We start from the raw sequence: 22,410 nt of genomic DNA, 5'->3' as shown, positions 1-22,410 counted from the left end.
CTCCGCCCAGAAAGTTCAGGCAGTGGACCAAAACCCGCGCGCTAGAGCGTTTCGCCAGAAACACTCTAAACGGCTTATTGACGCCAGAATGATGGCAACTTAACATCGCGCCATCACATTGATATCACTTCGCCGTTTCGAGGGACCGAACAGACCATTCGCACGCTGATGCAATGGTCGTTTACGCCACGCTTTGGACCTTCTGACCCAAGCGCGCCTTTATCCCCTTATGACGTATTCGCTCTGCAAACGCCTCCTGCGTTTGCCGTGTCGGGACGGCTGTGTCTGTGAATTGCTCATTCCATTCTTGCCGATCGAAACGAGACCTTTTGACATGGACGTTCGCCATTACGCCTTCCTCGCTGGCCAGCCTTCTGCTGCGGTCAAAAACCGCGAGCACTTCTGGGGCATGCCCAAGCGCGGGTTGGCGTTCCTGTTGGCCAACGTCATGTTCTGGCAGCCGATGTGGGCGCAGGCCGACGGGATTGTGGTGGCCTCGCCGGGGAGCAGTCTCGGTCAGGCGGGCAACGGGGTGCCGATCGTCAACATCGCCATGCCCAACGGCACGGGCCTGTCGCATAACCAGTTTCACGATTACAACGTCGGCACCCAGGGTGTGATCCTCAACAACGTCGCCAACCAGACCGGCGCGACGCAGTTGGGCGGGATCATTATCGGCAACCCCAACCTGACCAATCGGGTCGCCGCGCAAACCATCCTCAACGAAGTGGTCGGCGGCAGCCCCAGCCAGTTGCGCGGTTACACCGAAGTGGCGGGGCAGTCGGCGCGGGTGATCGTCGCCAACCCCTATGGCATCAGCTGCAACGGCTGCGGCTTCATCAACACCCCGCGAGTCACGTTGACCACCGGTAAACCGGTGCTGGATAACGGTCGGCTGGATCGCTTCCAGGTCGATCAGGGCAGCGTCTCCATTGACGGCGCCGGGCTCAACGCCAACAACGTCGACCGCTTCGAAATCATCACCCGCAGCGCCAAGATCAACGCCGAGATTCAGGCGAACAACCTGACCATCGTCGCCGGTCGCAACGACGTCAACGCCGACAGCCTCAACGCCACCGCCCGTGCCGATGACGGCAGCGCCAAACCACAACTGGCCATCGACTCTTCTGCGTTGGGCGGCATGTACGCCGGGGCGATCAAACTGGTGGGTACCGAGGCTGGGGTCGGGGTGAAACTCGACGGCAAACTGATCGCCAGCGGTGGCGACATCCAGCTCGACGCCAACGGCCACTTGAGTCTGGTCGACACCTCGGCCACGAACGGCGCAGTCAACGTCCAAGCCGCCAGCCTCGATGCGCGCGGCCCGGTCTACGCCGGCACCGCCGTCAACGTGCAAACCCAAGGCAACCTGACCAACCAGCAAACCCTCGCGGCCCGCGACAGCATCACGCTGAGCGCCGGCGGTGTGCTGAGCAACAACGGCGTCATCGAGGCCGGGGTTAATGCCGACACCAGCCGCAACGCCAACGGTGATGTGAGCCTGAGCGCGCAGAACCTCAACAACACCGGCAAGAGCGTGGTGGCCAGCCGTAATCTGACGGTCAATACCAGCCAGACCCTGAGCAACCAGAATGGCACGCTGAGCGCCGGGCAAACCGCCAACATCACCGCCGGGACCCTGGACAACCAGAACAATGGTCGAGTGTTGAGCAGCGGTGCGCTGAACGTCACGGCCAATCTGGTCCTCAACACCAATGGGGTGATCAATGGCACGGGTAATTTGACGGGCACGATTGGTCAGTTGAACAACAGCAATGGCGAGTTGACCAGTCTGGCTAACGCAACCCTGAACATGACGTCGCTGGATAACGTCGCGGGTTTGGTGATGGCCGGACGATTGCTGGATATCACCGCCAGTGGCGCGATCAACAATGTCGGGGGCACCCTCGGTGGCAAAAATGCGCTGACCGTCCGCGCCCAAAATCTCGACAACAGCCAACAAGGTGAGCTGAGTAGTGAAGGTCAACTGACCACCCGAGTCAGTGGCCTGTTGAACAATCAAAATAAAGGGCTGATCCAGGCCAACGGCGCGATGGATGTGCAGGCCACGCGCCTGGACAACCGTGAAGGCAAGATCTCCGGCCTCAACACGCTAACGGTCAGCAGCAACAACGCAGACAACCGCAATGGGGTGATTCGTGCCGATCAGGCGGTGAAGTTGTTGGTCACCGAGTTGGATAACCGCGACAAGGGACGTCTCGAAAGCAAAGCTGCATTGACCTTTGACGGCAACAAACTGGACAACCGCAACGAGGGTCTGCTGACGGCCAGCGGCCTGATGACCCTCAAGGCCAAGGAGGTCACCAACGACGCCGGCCGGATCTCCGGCAAGGGCGATGTCGAGGCGGACGTCGACTCCCTCAGTCAACAGGGCGGTGAACTGGTTGCCGAAGGTCATCTGAAACTCACCGGCAAAACCCTGGACAACCAGAAAAACGGCCTCGTCGCGTCCCTCAAGTCGCTGACGGTCAACGTCGAACAGGTCGACAACCGTGGCGGTTCTCTCTCCAGCCAGAGCGACATGCACGTCAGCGGCGCGAACCTGAACAACAGCGACGGCGGCAAAGTGCTGTCTGACACGACCCTGGAACTGAAGGTCGATCAGATCATCAATCAGACCGCCGGCCTGATCTTCAGCAAAGGCGCGAGCACGCTCAACGGCATCGGGCTTAACAACGTCGCAGGCAAAATCGTCAGCCAGAACAGCCTGGTGTTGACGTTCGACAACGTCATGGACAACCAGCAAGGGCTGATCAGCAGTGAAGGGATGCTGACGCTCACCGTCGACACACTGGACAACCGGCTGGGCAAACTGTCCAGCCTCGAAGCCATGGCGCTCACCACGACGGCTGCGCTGCAAAACCAGGGTGGTTTGATCGCCTCGCAAAAAGGCCTGACGCTGGTCAGCGGCAGCCTCGACAACAGCGATAAGGGGGTGATCAGTGCCAAGGCTGCATCCACCGTCACCACTGGCGAATTCAACAACAGCAAGGGCGGCAGTCTGGCGACTGACGGCACCCTCGACCTGACCGCCAAACACCTGGATAACTCGGCCGGGCAAATTGGCAGTCAGCAGCAGTTGAATGTCTCGGTCACGAGCCTGGATCAAGACGGCGGCGAGCTGTTCAGCAACAGCGACCTGACCCTCGACCTGAATAATGGCTTGCTGAACAACCAGCGCGGCAACCTCCATACACCGGGTCTGTTGCTGTTGAAAAACCTCAATGAGGTGAACAACAGCGGCGGCGAAATCTCCGGTGCCAAGGCCTACAACCTCACAGCGCAAAGCCTGAACAACGATGGCGGCAAGCTGCTGAGCAACGAGAAACTCACGCTCGTTATCGACCGTGCACTGAGCAACGTCAAAGGTCTGATCGCCTCTGCCGGCCTCGACAGCCGCAGTGCCAGCCTGAACAACGCCAGTGGTGAAATCCGTGGTCGCGGCGAAGTGGATCTGACGATCACCGATGCTTTCGATAACCAGGCCGGTGTGGTCATTGCCGATGACGGGTTGACCGTAAAAGCTTCCAGCCTCGATAACCGCCAGGAGGGTTTGGTAGGGGCCACAAAAGCGCTGAAACTGACCGTCGATGACATCGATAACCGTAACGGCGAACTGTCGAGCAAGGCGGATGTGACACTGATCGGCCAGCAACTCGACAACAGCGACGCCGGTTACATCCTGGCCGGTGGCAACCTTGCACTGACCGTAGACAAGGTCATCAACCGCAACAAAGGGCTACTGTCCGGCGACGCCGGGTTGACGCTGACCGGGAAAACCCTGGAAAACAGCGGTCGCCTGACCACGCTGAACAACCTCACGGTGAACCTCACTTCGGATCTGGACAACAATCAGGGCAGCCTCGTCAGCGAGGGCGAACTGGCAATCGATGCCCAGAGCCTGAGCAACAACGGCGGCACGATCTCCAGCGCCAAGGCGCTCACAGTCGATAGCAAAGGCGCGGTCAGCAACCAGGGCGGCAAGCTGTTGACCGACACCACGCTGTCCCTCACCAGCACCAGCCTGGATAACCAGCAAAAAGGTGCGATCAGCAGCAAAGGTGGGTCGAACATCACCACCGGCGCGCTCAATAACAGCCAAGCCAGTATTTACGCGGGCGACCGTCTGGAACTGACCGCTGGCCAGGTCACCAACACCGGCGGCAGCGTCGGCGCGGCCACCTCGCTGGTTGCCAACGTCAGTGGCCTGGATCAGCAAGGTGGCAAACTGTTCAGCAAGGGCACCTTGAGCCTGGACGTGAACGGCGGCGCGCTCAACAACGAGAATGGCTTCATCAGCGCCCCGGGCCAGTTGCTGTTGAAAAACCTTGCTGACGTGAACAACCGCAACGGTGAAATCTCCAGCGAGGAAGCCTTCGACCTGATCGCCAAACAACTGGATAACAGCGGCGGTCAACTGCTCAGCAATCAGAAACTCACGCTGCTGATCGACAACGCGCTGACCTCTGTCAAAGGCAAAATCGCCGCCGCGGCATTGCAAGTTCGCGCCGCCAGTCTGGATAACAGCGCCGGCACACTGCTCAGCGATGGCGATCTGCAAGTGACCGTCGACGGTCTACTGACCAACCAGAACAAAGGCCTGATCAAAGCGGCCGGACAACTCACCCTCAACAGCAACGGGCTGGATAACCAAGGCGGTACGTTGCTGGGCGGCACTGGCCTGAGCATCGATCTGGGTGCAACACCTGCCGACCTGAATAACCAGAACGGCCTGATCAACACCAAGGGCGTGTTGAGCATTGCGCACCTGCGCGATCTTAATAATCAGCAAGGCGAAATCTCCAGCGTCAACAGCTTCAGCCTGACCGGCAACACGCTGGATAACCGCGGCGGCAACCTGATCAGCAATGATCAATTGACCCTCAACGCAACCCGCCTGAATAACCAGGGTGGCCTGATTTCCGGTTGGAACAAACTCACCGTTGCCGGCGGTAGCCTCGACAACAGCCAGGAAGGCACGCTCTCCAGCCTGCTCGGCAATCTGAACATTGACCTCAGCGGTGCGCTGATCAATAACGCCAAGGGCGGCCTGGCGGGCAAAGGCGACGTGACCATCACCGCTGCCAGTCTCGACAACAGCAACGGCATCGTCACCAGTGGCGGCAAGCAGACGCTGACGATGACTCAAGGTGCGATCAACAACACCTCGGGTGGCTTGATCGAAAGCAGCGGCACACTGGATATCAGCGCGGCCTCCCTGAACAACGCGTCGGGGAACGTCACCGCGAACAAAGCGCTGACCTTCACCGGTACGAGCCTGGATAACAGCAACGGCAGCCTGGTCGGCGCAGACAGCGTCACCCTCGACCTGCTCGGTACGCTGACCAACACCAAAGGCGCGCTGGGTAGTACAGGGCCGCTGGTGATCAAGCGTTCCAGCAGCATCGATAACCAGGGCGGCCAACTGCTCAGTCAAGGTTTGTTGAGCCTGTTGACTGGAAACCTGAATAACAGCCTGGAGGGCACCGTGGTTGCCAATGGGCAGCTCGACCTCACCGCCACCGGCAGTGTTCGCAACGACGCCGGCGGCCTGATCTCCAGTCGCGATGCAGGCGTCAACGTCAAAGCTGCGTCCCTCAACAATGCCGGCGGCGCGCTGCAAAGTCTGGGCGCATTGACCCTGGACGTGAAGGGCGGCGCCATCGACAACCAGGGCGGCAAGGTTATCGCCCAGAACGGTGAGCTGAATATCACCGCCGCCAGCCTCGACAGCCGCGCCGGTGTGCTGTCGAGCCTCAAAGGTTTGCTGCAGACCCGCCTGACAGGCGTATTGCGCAACGGCCAGGGCGGCAAGATCGAAGGCAATCGCCTCGACCTCCAGGCCTTGGGCGGAATTTACAGCGACGGCGGACGCATCGCCGCCAACGCCGGCGACATTCTGCTTAACGCTGGCAGCGCCGCTATCGATAACAGCAATGGCGGGATCTACGCCAAAGGCCTGGTCAAGGTTAATGGCGGTTCGCTGAACAACAACGCCGGCAAGATCAGTGGCGATGGTATCGACGTCGTTCTCGATAGCAACCTCACCAACCGCGGCGGATTGATCGAAAGCGCCGGAACCCTCGCCGTGCGTGCCGCCAGCGTCGATAACCAGACGGGCAAACTGCGTGCGTTGGGTGCCGTGGGCAAAACCAACTTCCAGATCGGCAGCCTGTTCGATAACCGCAATGGCCTGGTGGAAACGGCGAATGCCGACCTGACCCTCGCGACGCCGAGCTTCTTGAACGCGGGCGGTACCGTGACTCATGTGGGCGTGGGTGAGTTCGATATTTCGACGGCCAACGTCATGAACGCTGGCGGTTCGCTGGTGACGCGTGGCGGGCTGACGTTGAATGCCGATAGCTGGACGAACAGCAGTGTGATTCAGGCGGGGCGGTTGCGGGTTAACGTCAATAACCTGGTACAAACCGCAAGCGGCCAGTTGCTGGGCTCCGACAGTTTCATCGGCAGCGGGGTCAATTGGTCCAACGAAGGTCTGCTGGCCAGTAACGGCACCTTCAGTCTCGACTTGAGCGGAGCGTACGGCGGAAACGGGCGGGTCAGCAGTGTCGGTAATCTGGGGCTTACGGCCTCGCAGATCGACTTGACCGCTGCGGCCAGTATCACTGGCGGAACCACCGCAACCGTTACCAGCCGTGGCAACCTGACCAACCTGGGACGGCTCACATCGGCTGATAGCCTGACCGTCAATGCCGCCTCGCTGACCAACAACGGAACCCTCGGTGGTGCCGGCAAATTGCGCATCAGCAGTAACTCATTGCTCAACCAGAACGGGCTGATTTTCAGTGGTGGTGACATGGCGCTGCGGGTGGGGACGCTCACCAATCGCTACGCGGACATCTATGGCTTGGGCAACATCAGCATCGCCCGGGATGACAGCAATGGCTGGAGTTCATCGATTAACAACATCTCGGGGACGATTGAAAGTGTCGGCGACCTCACCATGGCAGCCGGTTACATCGAGAATCGCAAGGACGTGTTCGAGGTGGCTGGTGGCGGGCTGATTTCAGGAGCCATTGGTGTCCAGTGCAAGTCCTGTACTTCACTCGGCGATTACGTGTATCAACACCCAAGCTACCTGGTGTGGGTGGAAAACTATCAATCTGAAATCGTCAAGGACTCTGCTTCTGCGACGTTCACCGCTGGACGAAATCTGCTGGTAAACGGCGGGGCCTTCCTTAACAAGGTTTCCACCGTCACTGCCGGCAACGACATGACACTCAACCTTCAGAGTTTCACCAGTGAAGGCGCGTCGGTCGGTACTTATAGCGTCAGGAAGTCGTTTGAAATTCCATCCGAAAGTTTGGTTTTCTGGAACTCGATACTGAATTACAACGCAGCCAATGATCCCCTTTATGATTCTGGCGAACTCGGCTACATCGCAGGGCAAGGGGCCTTTGTCCGACCGAACATTCGCTTGTGGAACAGTAACGGTGATGAGTCGTATACGAGGGTCGTGACCAAGCAAGGAGGAGAGTCGACTCCTTACGTAAAATTTGGCCCTGTGTGGATCGAGTACGGGGGGGGATTAAACGTACCCGCACCTCACTATAACGACGGTGTACGCACCGAGGCGCCAGCCCTCGTCAAGAATGCCGTTTTTTTTGAGAACACCATTACCGAAAGCAGCCCGTCGTCAACCGCCAATGCTGTCGTTCAGGCCGGCAGCAAGGTCTACATCAACGCTACAAAAAACCTGACCAATACCGTGCTTCGTGACGGCTACGCTCCTGGCACCCGGGGACCACGCGTAGGGTCCACGCAACTCGCCGGTCAGGTCACCCCGACCGTCATCAGCATCAATTCCCAACTGCCACCGGATCTGGCCCAACAACAGGTCAACCCGCTGACGCTGCCAGGCTTCACCCTGCCGACCGGCAATAACGGCCTGTTCCGCCTTAGCGGTCAAGGCGGCACCGAGCAAACGATGGTACCCGGACAGAGCTGGACCATTGGTTCCGTTACGGCCGCTACCACGCAGCGTTCGGACGGCATGCCTGTCAGACAAGCCACCGAACTCCAGTTCGACAAGAATGACCCGGTCTCGGTCAAAAATCGCGAACTGGCCCTGGCCAGTCGCCCGTCGGTGAATCTCAACGACAAGACCGCTCAGGTCAACGTCAACGCCGCCACCGGCGACGGTCCGGTCGGTGTGCTGTTGCCCGGGAGCCCATCTTTCAACGTGCCACGTGTGCAGGGGCTGCCTGACACCAGCGTGCGCTCCAACCCGCACAAATACCTGATCGAAACCAACCCGGTACTCACCAACCTCAAGCAGTTCATGAGTTCGGACTACCTGTTGGCGAACCTCGGCTATGACCCGGACACCAGCGCCAAACGCCTGGGCGATGGCTTGTTCGAACAACGTCTGGTCCAGCAATCGATCGTCGCTCGCACCGGCCAACGTTTCATCGACGGCCAGACTTCCGACGAAGCAATGTTCAAGTATCTGATGAACAACGCCATCGCCAGCAAAGACCAACTGAACCTGTCCATGGGCGTGACACTGACCTCCCAACAAGTTGCCGCCCTGACCCACGACATCGTCTGGCTCGAAGAGCACGTAGTGAACGGTGAAAAAGTCCTGGTGCCGGTGCTCTATCTGGCCCAGGCGAACAATCGTCTGGCACCCAACGGCGCATTGATCCAGGGCGGCGACGTGACCCTGATCGCCGGCCAAGACCTGAACAACGCCGGCACCCTGCGCGCCACTAACAATCTATCGGCCGAGGCCGGCAACGACCTCACCAACACCGGCTTGATCGAGGCGGGTGATCGCCTGACACTGAAAGCGGGCAACAACATCGTCAACAAATCGGGCGGGATCATTTCCGGTCGTGACGTGACGCTGACTGCCACCAATGGCGATGTCATCAACCAGCGTGACGTGACCGGGGTTGATGTCCGTCGGGGTGGGAGTTTGCTCCATCGCGATTATCTTGATAACGCGGCACGGATCGAGGCAGCCAATGATCTGAGCATTAATGCCGGTCGAGACATCAACAACATTGGCGGTGTATTGCAGAGTGGGCGTGACCTCGAACTGGATGCGGTCCGAGACGTCAACATCACCTCGGTCCAGGATCGCAGCACCAATGCGCGGGGCAGCAACTTCCTCAACCAGACCATTACCCAGCATGCTGCTGAGGTGACGTCGGGTCGGGATCTGTCGATCAGTGCTGATCGTGACGTCGCCATCGTTGCCAGTCGCCTCGACGCCAAGCGTGATATCGGGGTCAATGCTGGCAACGACATCGTCATCACCTCGGCCGCCAACGAGAGCGATTACGTCTCGCGCAGCAAAAAGCGAGCGCAGGAAACCCACAGTACAACCCAGCAAGCCTCCGTGCTGAATGCAGGTCGCGACATTGCCCTCAATGCGGGCAACGATCTGGGCATCATCGCCAGTCGGATCAAGGCCCAGGAAGACGTTAGCCTCGATGCCGTGCAGGACATCACCGTCGCCTCCGCAAAAGACGAGAGTTCGTCCTACTACTACAAGAAGAAAAAAGGTTCGTTCGGTCGCAGCAGTACCACCCAGAAAGAGAGTTACGACAGCACCAACGTTGCTTCGGTGATCGAAGCGGGCGGTAACCTGACAATCAATACCACCAAGGAAGAGGATGGTAGCGTCAGCCTCAATGGCGGACGCAACGTCACCATAATCGGCAGCCAGTTGAAGGCCGGAACTGATCTGGTGGTCGGTGCTACCAATGATGTCGCAGTGCTCTCCGGCGTCGAAGAAAGTGGCGACTATAGCAAGAAGACCAAGACCGGGTTGTTCGGGATGTCGAAAAGCGGTAGCAGCTTGCTCCAGACGAGTGTCACTCAGGTGGGCAGCGAGCTGAGTGCAGGTCACGATGCCGTGATTGTTGCGGGCCGTGACGTGCGCCTAAACGCCAGTGAAATCACCGCCGAGAACGACGCCGAATTGCACGCCGGGTTGGTGGATAAAACGGGTGACATCAACCTTGCAGCCGCTGATGACGAAGCTTACAGCCGTGCCGAGGAGTTCAAGAAAAAAGTCGGTTTGACGCTCAAGGACACCATCGGTTTGTTCGCTGGTACTCCAGGCGCCGGCGCTGACATTACCCTGAACGCATCGCACAAGGAGGGCCGCGAAGTCATCAGCTCCAGCAGCGTCGGTAGCCAGGTGAGTGCGGGCCGTGATGCCACTTTAAATGCAGCGCGAGACATCAACATCATTGGTAGCGGGGTAAGCGCGGAGCGCAACGCTACATTGGACGCTGGTCGTGATGTCAATGTACTGGCAGGCGCTAATCAGCAGCGCAGTAATAGCTGGGAAACAAACAAAAGCTACGGCATCAAACAGGACGTTGATAACAATGGCTTCACCACGTTTGTTGGCAATGAAACGATCAAGAACGGGGTCGATAGTAACGCTCGCACTGCCGCAGGCAGTGTCATCAATGCGGGCCACGATTTAAAGGTTACTGCTGATCGCGACATCAATCAGCAAGGCTCGGATTTTTTTGCGGATAACGACATCAGGTTGAAAGCCAGCCGCAATATCAACATTGATGCTGCGGATGAGACGAACGAAGTGACGATCCGCAACAGTGTGAAACGCAACGGCACCACCACCACTGTTGCCTACAACATTGGTAACACGATGGACGGCCTTAAAGGCACCGGGAAAGGTGAGGACGGGGTGAGCAAGGGATCAAGCGTTCTAAAGAGCGTCGATACCCTCGATCAGTTTTTCAGTGGGCCGAAGTTCGATGGTCATCTGGGCGGATCAAGCACCAGCCAGACGCGGACCCAGTCCTCCTTGACCAATCGTCCATCCAATCTTTCGGCCGGTAATGACATCATTCTGGATGCCGGTAACGATGTGAATGTGATCGGCAGTCAGTTCAACTCGGGGCGCGACATCAATGTCACTGGCCGCAATATCACCTTTGATGTGGTTCACGGTGCCGATAGCAGTGATGGTCATCAAACTCAAAGCAAAGGAGGACTCAAGGGGGGAACGACCGGAGGCTTCAAACTCGGCGTAGGTATCAGCAACGCCGGAAGCACTGATGAGTCGACTCAAGGTGCTTCGACACCGACGCAACTCAGTGCCGGTGGCAGCATCAATCTGGACGCTAAAAACGACCTCACCCTGATCGGCACTCAGGTCACCGCCGAGCGGGATATCAAACTCAAGGCCACCAACGACCTGAATATCCTGTCGGCGCAAAACGCCTCCAGCAGCGAGCACGACCGGCGTAATTGGGGAGCAGAGGGCGGCTTGATCCTTGGTAAGGACGGGTTTGGTATCTATGGCTCCGCCAATATCGGTATTGGCGATCTCAATCGCGAAGGTGTTCAGCAGCAGGAAGCCTACCTGTACGCCGGCAACAAGCTGGACTTCGAAAGTGGCCGTGACACCAACATCGCTGGCGCCACCTTACGTGGCGATGAAGTTAATGGTGATGTCGGTCGAAATCTCACCGTGACCTCCATACCTAACACCGGCAAAGTGAGTGGTAAAGAGCTGGACCTCAGTATCACCGGATCGTTTTACGGCGTGAGTGGTTCGGTCGGTTATGGAAAAACCACAGGCAAGACTAACTGGGTTGAAAATCAAACCGTTATCAGCGGTAAAAACAAAGTGGATATCCGCACCGAAAACCACACACAGTTGGATGGCGCGGTGTTGTCTGCTGATAACGGCAATCTCAAGGTAGATACGGATACTTTGGGTTTCCGCAATATCACCGGCAAGGACAATGAGCACGGATACTATCTCAATGTTAGCGGCAGCTACGGTTCTAATAGTGGCTCTCAAGCTGACAAGCCTAACAAAGGTATGGAAGGATCCGACAAGAACAGCTGGGCGGTCGAAGGCTACAACTACGAAAAGGATCGCGAGCAGATTCTCCGCGCTACGATCGGTAGTGGCGATATTGTTGTGCGTCATGACAAAAAAACGGGTGAAGATTCTACAGTCGGGCTCAATCGTGATCTGAATAAGGCTTACGAAGTGACTCGAGATGAGGAGCATCGGACTGAACTGTATGTAAGTGACAGCTCGGTAAAGTCTGTGATGAACGCCGAAGGAACACTTGATAGATGGAAGGTAAGTGTTGAAAAGTTTGGGGAAAATAGTCTTGAGTCGTTGAATACACTGACCGATCTCTTATTTGGTGCGGCCAATATTGCGACCGGAAGTGGTTTCGGAATTGCAGATAAAGTTACTCTGTTGCGCGTTTTCAAGAGGCAATTGGGCAGTAAAGATGAAACAGTCAGAACGGCAGCTGTTAGCACCGTAATACAAAATATATCGAATGGTGATACGAGTGCCGAAGCTCAGGCGCTGATTACACGTATTACTGAAATTGCTGGCAGTGATCCCGATCGGGCTTTCGGGATGTTGGTTCTACTAAAGCGCTTGCAAAACCCTCATCCTGAGATATTAAATTTTGTTCCAGTTGTGCTGGCTGGTGGAGCTATCGCTACGTTAGGGGCAATGCTGCTATCTTCCGCAAGCGGGCAACAAAATCAAGAAAATACACGAGCTGCAGTAAATGCACTCGTCGAGTCTACTAATTCGGCTGGATACACCGGATCGCAACAGTTGTCTGTGTCAGCGGAACTCTGGACGTTGGTTCTTGGAACTGCATTCCCGATACATTTATTAGATCCTAAGTATGGGGTATTGACTAATCCGGCCGTGGATGATAGTTCGCTGCATCCGGTGAGTGTCGGCGGCTACGTATCTCAGCCATCGTTACCAACCAGTACTGATGGAAGCCCAATTGCTGAACCGGACGATGGAGCTTACACAAATCCATCAGTTGATAACCCCTCGTTAGGGAACGTTTACAGTCTGCCTTGGGGCCAATCCGTTTCTGAATTTGAAAAAGGATTGGTTAACCTTCCATCAGGAGAAAGGGTCGCAATCGTAAAAAGCAGGGCCAAGGAGCTCGCTAATTCGCTAGGCTGGCCAAAGAGTAATCTATTGACAAAAATGAACGGTAGAGATGTTTATCTGGGGGGCGATGGATTTTTGTATGCAGTGGATAGCCAACACGGTAGATGGGAACAAGTGGACAGGCGGACAGGGGAACACCAAGGTGAGGTAAAATTCGATTCGACGCCTGTTCCTAATTCTAAGGATGAAACAGGTCGGCATGATTTGAGGGTCAAGTGATGAAGGGCATTAAACTGATTGAGTATGCAGAACCGGCGATAAGTAGAGGACAGATTTTTCGTCTTCCAGCAAGTTGGCCGTATGAGCCTATAGTGGATTTTATGGTGGTTGATATTCCAGATGAGAAGCGTGGGCATTCAATTGTTGTCGCTTCAGGTAATAAATCAGGGCTTGTATTGGTTTGTTTGCCAATCGAAAGTGGTGTGCCCGGAAGTCATGGAATCTCAAAAGAATGGATTGTTGCGAATTGGAGTAAATGGGTATATCCCGACTGCCCAGTTGAGGCAGTCTATCTGTTTGATCAAACAGAAGCTCCAATAGTATTGGAGCAGCGTTAATGTTGAAGAAAAAAACAGGGGCCAACGGGATAAACGGGGACAGTCCACGTTTATCTTGGGGGGGGAGGTAGTACTCCTTGGGTCATAAAGTAGTAAAGGGGCGGATTTATTTATTTCAGGGTGAATGAATAAGTCTGTCCCCATTTCTATTTAATGTGCCACCCGATGGAGTTTGCGCAGTACGACATTCCACACCTTAATTTCCTCCCTATTACAAATTTGAGGAAAGTGTCAGGTGAGGATGGATTAGTAACCTTGTACATGAAGCGAGCAACCCAAAGGTTGCCCGTTTTCACTTCACTCAGACGCCAACGCCCGCAACCGTCTACCAATCACATCCATCAAATCACAACCATCGCGCAACGGTATGGCCAGCAGTTTGGAAAAGTCGGAAAGCACCACCGTATCGCAACCAATTTCAGCGCGAAACGCGATGTTTTCCAGCACCTGAGTAACGGTGCGGATGCGGTAGTCAGCGATGGCGTGCAGAACATCGAGTGGAGCTTGGGTGTCGATAAGCAGCGATGCCGGGGAAAGGGGACGGATTTATTTGTCTGGCTTGTCTGTCTAGTCCTGAAATAGGTTTACACCTGTTTCAGGACTAGACAAGCTTCAAAGAAATTGCTGAAAGTCTGTTGACCAACTCAACCCAAACGTTTGATCACGTTATGTCTCAAGGCGGACAAGCTGTAAAAGGGTACTACGGTAAAGTCAACGGGAAGGATGTGACAATTTATGTGGCGAAGGAGCCGAGAGGTAAAATAAAAATCGGCGACCTCGTGACAGCTACACAACCTTCACCTCAGCAAATGGCGAATTTTGGATTATGAAAACTTTAGACAGTCTGGGGATGTTTTGGAGTGTTAAAGACCCGGCAACCGGCAATGTTTATCAGGATGAAGTCAGTGGTCTGATTTTTTATGGCTATTGGTCCAAAGGCTTTACGAAAGAATTGACCCAGGAACTCACCTCCTTTGAGTCTATCTGGAAGGAAGTAGCAGAATTTAAGTCCCGATTGTGGGAGGATGAATCTCTAAGTGATCTCTCAATAGAACTTAGAATAACGGCCTGGCCAGCTGAGAGTGTGTGGCCTCTTCTTATTAAGGAGTCGCTTAAGTGGTTCGTCAGCCACGGAGCTACGATTGCTTGGTGCGGAACGGAATATAGCAGTCCGTCTATTAAGGTTTTTTGTGTTGATGACGAACAATGGAATGGAAGTGTGTATGCCGTTTATAGCGATAAAACAGGATTGCTCCTGGGATCTGATTTATTAGCCGAATATAAAGAGCTTGAGCCGTACGAACTGGAAGTCGCATATAAAATGGCATTCGGGATTTCGTAGGGTAAAGGGGGGCATTAGTCGGTCTCGAATCAAGGCTAATGGGTGTCCCCTTTTTCATGCTGATGATTTTAAGAGATGATGAGTATGAATTTCGAACTGTTGGCGTTTGGTGATCTTGGCTCGATTAAAAACGGCCTGAGTCGGGCTGAGGTAAGGTCGATCCTGGGGGGTGGTTTTGAGGAGTTTCTCAAAGGGCCAGACTCTGTTGTACCAACAGATGCGTATGATGATTTTGGGTTACATGTTTACTATGATGAAAGTTATAGGGTTGTCGGTGTGGAGTTTTTAAAGTGGAGTGATTTTTTTCTGGAAGGGGCAACGGTTGGCGGGTGAGAATTTGCAGTTGGTTCAACAGTTCTTTGAAAATAATTGTCAGGTTCTGACGTTTAACTCTTCAGGTTTTTATGTGAATAGTTTAGGGCTAAGGCTATATGCTCCCGATATCGGAGAGGAAGATGCTATTGTTGAAACGGTATATGTGAATTTGCGTGTTGAATAGACGTAATAAAACGTAGAGGGACCGACCACGTTTTTTTCTTCAATTTAGGCCTGTCTCGGATGAATACAGAAATCACCAGCATCCGGCTTGGGGATGAGTATGACGACGTGTTGAAGGCCGCTTTGGTTGCGGTGCTTACATCACGTGGCGCAGTAGGCGCGGGGAGCTTCTGGAGAGTAGGTGGGTCTCAGGAGCTTGATACCGCACGCGTCAAACTGGGCGATGCCATGATAACCATTGAGTCCGAGACGTATATGGGGCTGATGATCGAAGGACCGAGGTCGATCGTAGAGGCGCTGGCACAAGAAGTCAGTGAGCACTTGCGGTCCGGCTGATCACGTTCGCTGTTATTTAGTTTTTTGTATTCCCCATGGATGGAAAACGGGGTCTGTCCCCATGCATACACCCATGCATACAAACCTTAAAGCAGGAGAGAGAAATGGAACTGAAGTTTTGCCATATTTACGCGGGATATGACGCTGTTTTAGGGCATTTGTTTTACCGGGGTGCGACGGTTTCTTCGGGAAAAAGTGCCCCGCGCTATGAGCTCTATATATGCTCTGTGCTTGACGCTATTGCGCAGACCCAAAAGCGATGCGATGAATTACTTGCTTATATTGCATCTGTCGAAAACGGCTCGGAACAGACTGTCGAAACTGGCGGGAACGATGTTGTGCTGACCATGGACGCCTCAGGTGTACAAGTCGACATCCGCATCAACGACGATTGGAATGGGCAGCCTGAGGGAAAATTTACTCTAGAGGAGTGGCGAATTGTTCTAGAGCAGTGGAGGTATTTTCTGGGATTGCCCGAGTCGGAAGAGTCAGTAGTTACATTTAAACTGCCATAAGAAAAACGAGCAACGCAAACAGGGGACGGAACCTGAGGGGGCCCCAAATTTTAAGGATGCCCATGGAACTTAAGTTTTATCACGTCGCCGGGGGAACCTACCTCAATGCACGACAAGTTTTCATGCTATGGCCGAGGTGTTTTCTGAGCAGGACGATGCGCAGCGCTATACCCTGTACGTCTGCAGCGTCCTAGGTGCAATCGTGCAGATTCCGCAGAATTGTGACCGATAGGATAAACGGGGACAGACCACGTTTCTCTGTGTCGCACTTTAACGATCTGAAATAGTGTGAAATAGATAGGGAGATTGTTTTTCGTAGGATTGACTAAGCTTTCGGCATCATTAATTGTGAATGGACTCACCATATGCCACGCAGAGCACGTGTCTTGATACCAGGTATCCCCTTGCATCTGATTCAACGAGGATAAACGGGGACAGACCACGTTTCTCTGTGTCGCACTTTAACGATCTGAAATAGTGTGAAATAGATAGGGAGATTGTTTTTCGTAGGATTGACTAAGCTTTCGGCATCATTAATTGTGAATGGACTCACCATATGCCACGCAGAGCACGTGTCTTGATACCAGGTATCCCCTTGCATCTGATTCAACGAGGAAATAATAGATCAGTTTGTTTTTTCTCAGAGGATGATTACCTTTTTTATTTAGAACTGCTTGCTGAACAGGCCTACAAATATGCGTGTGGAGTTCACGCGTGGTGTCTTATGACTAATCATGTCCATTTGTTGATTAGTCCTCATGAACACGGCAGTGCAAGTTTGCTTATGAAGGGGATAGGGCAGCGATATGTGCAATACATAAATCGTACATATGGACGTAGTGGGACTTTATGGGAGGGACGCTTCCGTTCGTGCCTTGTTCAAAGTGATAGTTATGTATTGGCCTGTTATCGCTACATTGAGATGAATCCTGTCAGAGCCAAAATGGTGACGCATCCTGCGGAATATCGTTGGTCGAGTTATCGTGCTAACGCCCAATCAGAATTTTCGCACCTCATTACCCCGCATGCTCAGTACCTATCGCTTGGGGACACAGATGTATTGACTGCTGAAGTCTATCGCGAGCTTTTTAGAAGCGAGTTAGAGATAGGGCTGGTTGACCAGATTCGGGCTGCCACCAATGGTAACTATGTACTTGGTGGTCCGCGATTTACTGCCGAAATCGAAGCTATGATTGGGCGACGAGCTCGGCGGGGATGCCCGGGCAGACCGAAAAAAAATTCTATTCCTTAGATAGGAAACGTGGTTTCCCCATTTTTACTAGGGGTTTTTACTTGTTGTTAATCCTTGCTCCTACGCACTTCCCTGGTTTTTTCAGCGATTCCCTTAGTGAACAAATTTCCTATGCAATTGTCGGGCACCCGACGCAAAAACTGTGTATGGTTCGCGCCAAAATCTGTAGGACATTTCGCTATGTCCGTTACTTTCACTTAAAGGAATTAAGTATGCGGTTTTGTCGCGTGGTTTCGGTGTTGTCGTTGTGGGCGGCGGCGTTTTCGGTGCAGGCCGAGCAACTGCCGATCGAAGTGCTGAGTGCGGTGGTCAAGGACCAGAAGATCGCCGACGCCGAGCTGCTATTGCAGCGCAACGGTGCGCAAAACGTGGTGGGTCGCACCAATGCTCAGGGCCAAGTCAGCCTGACCACCGAGTTTGCCGATGATGCCGGCAACCTGCTGATCATCAAGAAGCCCGGCTACTCCAATCTGGTGGTCAAGTGCCCGTGCAAGGGCATGACCTATGCCATCAGCCCGGTGATGCAGAACCTCGACGGTCTGCGCGTGGTGCTGACCTGGGGTGCGACCCCGTCGGACCTCGACTCCCACATGATCTTCCCCGGCAACAACATCTATTTTCAAAAACAGCACGGTGACGATGCCAATCTGGATGTCGACGACACCACCAGCTATGGCCCGGAAACCATCACCCTTGAGAAGAAGCACTACGGCGAAAGTTACGTCTACGCCGTGCATGACTACAGCAATAGCGGCGAGCCGGGTTCGCGTGATCTCTCCAACAGCCAGGCCAAGGTGTTCGTGTACATGGGCCAGTCGCTGGTGCGCACCTACTACGTGCCGCAGAACCGCAGCGGCAACCTGTGGACCGTGTTCCGCATGACCGGCAATGGCGACTTCCAGGACATCAACAGCATTACGGGTGCCAGGGTCGATGCGGCAAACGTGTTGAACGAAGTGTCGCCATTGCTGGATGACAGCGTTGCGCTGACGGCGGTGGCGGTCAGCGCTTCGGCGCAGGCCGATGCGAAAGGCCTGAACACCAAAGGCGAAGCGGCCTACAAAACCGGTAATCTGCCGCTGGCAATCGACTTCTTCCGTCAGGCGATCGATCTGAATAACAGCTACGGTCAGGCCTACGGCAACCTGGGCCTGGCGTATCAGAAGGCCGGTAACACCGCCGAGTCGATCTGGGCCAACCGCAAGGCCATTGCCCTGGCCAGCGGCAATTCGGCCGCCACCGTACGTGCCGGTTCCTACTACAACATTGCCCGTATCTATGAAGCGGCCGGTCAGTTCCCCGACGCCCTGCGTCATTACCAATTAGCCAAGACGCAGAAGGCCAACCCGGTGTATGACACGGCCATTGAGCGCGTACAAAACCGCTGATCGCCTGTTGTTGATCTGACCCCCACAACGCGCCGCACTCCGGCGCGTTGTGCATTCATGGGTAGGTGAATCCGGCTACACCTTCCAGGCAGTGCTCTTTCGATTTAAACGTGGTCTGTCCCCGGTTTTCTAACGTGGTCTGTCCCCGGTTTTCTCAGACCTTAAACATTGAGGGCACCAATGGAACTGAAGTTTTATCACTCCTCAGGGGGAACCTACCCCAATGTGGGGGAGGTTTTCCATGACGTAGCCGAGGTATCTCCTGAACAGGAGGATGCGCAACGTTACGACCTTTATGTCTGCAGTGTGCTGGGGGCAATCGCTCAAACTCCGAAAAGTTGTGATCGATTGCTGGGATTTCTCACCTCAATCGAAGAAGGGACTGAGGAGTCAATCAGTGCAGGGGGAAATGATGTCCTATTGAACATGGATGCTTCAGGTGTACAAGTCGATATTCTGGTCAACGACGACTGGATCGGACAGCCGGAGAGCAAGTTTACCTTGCAGGAATGGCGCAAGATCCTTGAGCAATGGAAGTACCTTCTGGAGCTGCCTAAAGGTTCTGATGAGATCGTTACGGTGAAATTACCGTAGCGGTAAACGGAGACAGACCACGTTTTTCTGAAGTCGGGCTGTGCTCTTTCGATTTAAACGTGGTCTGTCCCCGATTTTCCCCGATTTTCCGCGAGAAATAGCATGTTCCCGGCTACTTGGGACAAGGCACGACTGATAGATGAAATTGACGGCGCCTGGAATAGTCCTAACAAAGTTGTAACGGGAACCCTATGGAGATCGAAGACGCCATCCGGGGTTACGGTTAGGGGGGACACGTCACCAAGGGTAACCGTTTTCACAATCTATAAACCTTGAAGCAGGGAAGAGGGATGGAACTGAAGTATTACTATATTTCTGGGGGGAATCACCCTATTACAGGGGAGGTGCTATACAGCGCCGCGCTGGTTTCTTCTGGAGAGAATACCGAGCGGTATGAGCTCTATATTTGCACTGTGCTAAACGCGATTGCTCAGACACAAGAGAATTGTGATCGACTACTAGGTTGCATAACGTCGATCGAAGATGGTTCCGAAACATCAGAGGTCGGGGGGGGAAATGATGTTGAGCTGACCATGGACGCTTCAGGTGTACAGGTCGACATCCTGATCAACGACGACTGGGTCGGACGACCCGAGGGTAAATTTACCCTGCAAGAATGGCGTCTGGTACTGGAGCAGTGGAGTTATTTCCTGGGACTGCCTGAATCGTTGGAAACAGTAGTTATCGTGAAACTGCCTTAAAAAATCCAAACGCATCAGATATTACTTGTTGGCATAACGGGAAACGGGCAACCAACAGGTCGCCCATTTTCATTCACTCCGCAGCCAACGCCCGCAACCGTCTACCAATCACATTCATCAAATCACAGCCATCCCGCAATGGAATGGCCAGCAGTTTTGAAAAGTCGGAAAGCACCACCGTATCGCAACCAATTTCAGCGCGAAACGCGATGTTTTCCAGCACCTGAGTAACAGTGCAGATGCGGTAGTCAGCCATGGCGTGCAGAACATCGAGTGGAGCTTGGGTGTCAATCAGCAGCGATGCCGGGATCAAGTCGATTCCGGTGAGGGGCATGTATCTATCCCTCGTTGTCACAAACATCGCCACCTCATGCAACGAAATGCCTAATCAAAGGCGAGCGCAACACCCCTACCGTCCATCGACCCCCACCCCCAAATGGATCCATTCATTGACGCCAGAATAATGGCCAACTAATATCGCGCCACTATTATGCTATCAATCTCCATTTCGAGGGAACGAACATGTACCCACCCGCCCTCGTGGCGAGGTTGTGCCTGGCTTTGCTGTGCCTTTCTCCGCTGAATCTTGCTCACGCCGCCCCCACCCCCGGTGAAACCGATCTGATCCGCGAACGTCAGGATCGCTTGCTCGAAGAGCAGCGTCGGCGTCTCGAGGAGCTCAAGGAATTACCCGGCAAGGAGGCCAAACCCATGCCTCCGACGGCCCCAGCCGACGCCCGTTGTTTCCCCATCAAGGACATCGAGCTCAAAGGCGCCGACAGTCTCTCGGACAGCGATAAAAATCGCCTGCTCAAGCCTTACATCGGTCAGTGCCTGGGCGTCACGCAGCTCAACGAGTTGCTGAAAGTCATCACCGATTACTACATCGAAAAAGGCCTGGTCACTAGCCGGGCCTATTTGCCGCAGCAGGATTTGTCTGGCGGGCATTTGAAGGTACTGGTGGTCGAGGGCAGGCTCGAAGGATTGAAGGGGACGGAGGGCAGCAAGCTGTCGGACCGCGAATTGGGGATGGCTTTCCCCGGCAAGAGCGGTGAGCTGGTCAATCTGCGGGAAATCGAGCAGATGGTGGATCAGTTGAACCGCTTGCCGTCGAATCAGGCGCAGATGGAATTGTCGCCGGGCAAGAACGTTGGTGGCAGCGAAGTGCTGGTCAAGAACACCCCACAGAAGCCTTGGCGTGCCGGGTTGTCCCGCAGTAATGATGGCCAGCGCAGTACCGGAGAGCAGCAGTGGGGCACGACGTTTGATTGGGACAGCCCGCTGGGTTTGGCCGATCAGTTAATGCTGCGCGGCGGTCACGATGCGATGACCGATCACCAGCACACCTCCAACAACGCGATGCTCAATTACAGCGTGCCGTGGGGCTGGTGGAATTTCAGTTACACCTACAGTCAGAGCGAATACCGCTCGCAAGCGCAGGCCAACGGTTTCAATTTCAAGCAGACCGGCGACAGCGAAAACCATCAGTTGCGTGCCGAGCGGGTGATCCATCGCGACGCCCTGAGCAAGACCTCCCTCAGCACCGGCCTCTCGTACCTGCGCACCAATAACTTCATCGAAGACAGCAAACTCAAGCTGAGCAGCAACCGCATCAGCGAAGCACAGTTCGGCATCAACCACGGTCGGCGGGTCGGCAGCGCGTTCGTCAACCTCGACCTGGGGATGCAGGAAGGCATCGGCGCGTTCGATGCTCAGGGTAACGGTCACCCGGGCCCCGGCGAGCCGAATGCGCGTTACCGCAAATACACCGCCACCGCGAGTTATTTGCAGCCGTTCAAGTTGTGGGGCGAGTCCTTCAGTTTCAGCAGCCTGATGACCGGCCAGCGTAGCGAAGACGTGCTGTTTAGCCCGCAACGCACCAGCCTCGGCGGGCAGTCGTCGATCCGTGGCTACAAGGATCAATCCTTGTCCGGCGACAGCGGCGGCTACTGGCGCAACGACCTGCGCTGGAGTCGACCGGTGACTCTGGAGTGGCTGCGCCCGGTGTTCGCCGAATACGGCACCAGCCTCGGCTACGACCAAGGCGTGATCCGTGGCGACCGCTACAACGGCGATCAGCACGGACGCATGTCCAGCAACTCCGTGGAGCTGTTTGCCCGTGGTCAGCATCTGGCCGCCAGCGTGACCTTTGCTCATTCCCTGGAACGCCCGGACACCCTGACCGAGCGTGAAGCGCCGATCTATTTCCGCGTGGATTTCTTCCTCTAAATTCTGTTTTAAC

At 54.9% G+C, this 22,410-nt stretch carries 14 protein-coding genes; 12 read left to right on the top strand and 2 right to left on the bottom strand.

Annotated elements, in window-relative coordinates; translation table 11 throughout:
- Positions 1–334: 334 nt before the first annotated feature.
- Positions 335–13,204, top strand: coding sequence for a hemagglutinin repeat-containing protein (locus tag AB7M22_RS19595; RefSeq protein ID WP_454187514.1), 12,870 nt, complete (start codon positions 335–337; stop codon positions 13,202–13,204).
- Positions 13,204–13,542, top strand: a complete 339-nt coding sequence (imm45, locus tag AB7M22_RS19590) for an Imm45 family immunity protein (protein ID WP_454187513.1) — start codon at positions 13,204–13,206, stop codon at positions 13,540–13,542. The genes AB7M22_RS19595 and imm45 overlap by 1 nt, the downstream gene beginning before the upstream one ends.
- A gap of 297 nt (positions 13,543–13,839) precedes the next feature.
- Here the strand turns inward: imm45 and AB7M22_RS19585 are convergent, their stop codons facing one another.
- On the bottom strand, positions 13,840–14,088 hold the full coding sequence (locus AB7M22_RS19585) for a hypothetical protein (RefSeq protein WP_454188839.1): 249 nt from the start codon (positions 14,086–14,088) through the stop codon (positions 13,840–13,842).
- Positions 14,089–14,368: 280 nt separating this feature from the next.
- Between AB7M22_RS19585 and AB7M22_RS19580 the strand changes: the two genes are divergently transcribed.
- The 9 genes from AB7M22_RS19580 (at position 14,369) to AB7M22_RS19540 (ending at position 20,168) form a co-directional block, all read left to right on the top strand.
- Positions 14,369–14,884: a hypothetical protein gene (locus tag AB7M22_RS19580; RefSeq protein ID WP_454187512.1), complete on the top strand. Its 516-nt coding sequence runs from the start codon at positions 14,369–14,371 to the stop codon at positions 14,882–14,884.
- 84 nt (positions 14,885–14,968) lie between these two features.
- Positions 14,969–15,217, top strand: a complete 249-nt coding sequence (locus AB7M22_RS19575) for a hypothetical protein (RefSeq protein ID WP_454187511.1) — start codon at positions 14,969–14,971, stop codon at positions 15,215–15,217.
- A gap of 225 nt (positions 15,218–15,442) precedes the next feature.
- Positions 15,443–15,718 (top strand): hypothetical protein, encoded by a 276-nt coding sequence (locus AB7M22_RS19570; protein ID WP_454187510.1) that lies wholly within the window; start codon positions 15,443–15,445, stop codon positions 15,716–15,718.
- 104 nt (positions 15,719–15,822) lie between these two features.
- Positions 15,823–16,233 (top strand): hypothetical protein, encoded by a 411-nt coding sequence (locus AB7M22_RS19565; protein ID WP_454187509.1) that lies wholly within the window; start codon positions 15,823–15,825, stop codon positions 16,231–16,233.
- 556 nt (positions 16,234–16,789) lie between these two features.
- The gene (locus AB7M22_RS19560) at positions 16,790–17,485 is read left to right on the top strand and encodes a transposase (RefSeq protein WP_454187508.1); all 696 of its coding nucleotides are present in this window, start codon (positions 16,790–16,792) and stop codon (positions 17,483–17,485) included.
- A gap of 212 nt (positions 17,486–17,697) precedes the next feature.
- Positions 17,698–18,873 carry a tetratricopeptide repeat protein gene (locus AB7M22_RS19555; protein WP_454187507.1) on the top strand — a complete coding sequence of 392 codons (1,176 nt, stop codon included), beginning with the start codon at positions 17,698–17,700 and terminating at the stop codon, positions 18,871–18,873.
- Between the two features lie 180 nt (positions 18,874–19,053).
- Positions 19,054–19,467: a hypothetical protein gene (locus tag AB7M22_RS19550; RefSeq protein ID WP_454187506.1), complete on the top strand. Its 414-nt coding sequence runs from the start codon at positions 19,054–19,056 to the stop codon at positions 19,465–19,467.
- Between the two features lie 102 nt (positions 19,468–19,569).
- Complete coding sequence (locus AB7M22_RS19545; protein WP_454187505.1) at positions 19,570–19,743, top strand: EndoU domain-containing protein; 174 nt, start codon at positions 19,570–19,572, stop codon at positions 19,741–19,743.
- A 14-nt stretch (positions 19,744–19,757) separates the two neighbouring features.
- The gene (locus AB7M22_RS19540) at positions 19,758–20,168 is read left to right on the top strand and encodes a hypothetical protein (protein WP_454187504.1); all 411 of its coding nucleotides are present in this window, start codon (positions 19,758–19,760) and stop codon (positions 20,166–20,168) included.
- A gap of 73 nt (positions 20,169–20,241) precedes the next feature.
- On the opposite strand, the gene AB7M22_RS19535 is transcribed toward AB7M22_RS19540, so the two are convergent.
- Positions 20,242–20,502 carry a hypothetical protein gene (locus tag AB7M22_RS19535; protein WP_454187503.1) on the bottom strand — a complete coding sequence of 87 codons (261 nt, stop codon included), beginning with the start codon at positions 20,500–20,502 and terminating at the stop codon, positions 20,242–20,244.
- A 188-nt stretch (positions 20,503–20,690) separates the two neighbouring features.
- Here AB7M22_RS19535 and AB7M22_RS19530 point away from each other — a divergent pair, with 188 nt between their 5' ends.
- Complete coding sequence (locus tag AB7M22_RS19530) at positions 20,691–22,397, top strand: ShlB/FhaC/HecB family hemolysin secretion/activation protein (protein ID WP_454187502.1); 1,707 nt, start codon at positions 20,691–20,693, stop codon at positions 22,395–22,397.
- Positions 22,398–22,410 lie beyond the last annotated feature (13 nt).

This window comes from Pseudomonas sp. ADAK2 TE3594 (assembly GCF_053628675.1).
Note: the sequence above shows the minus strand (reverse complement) of the source record. Positions and strands in the feature narration are given on the sequence as shown.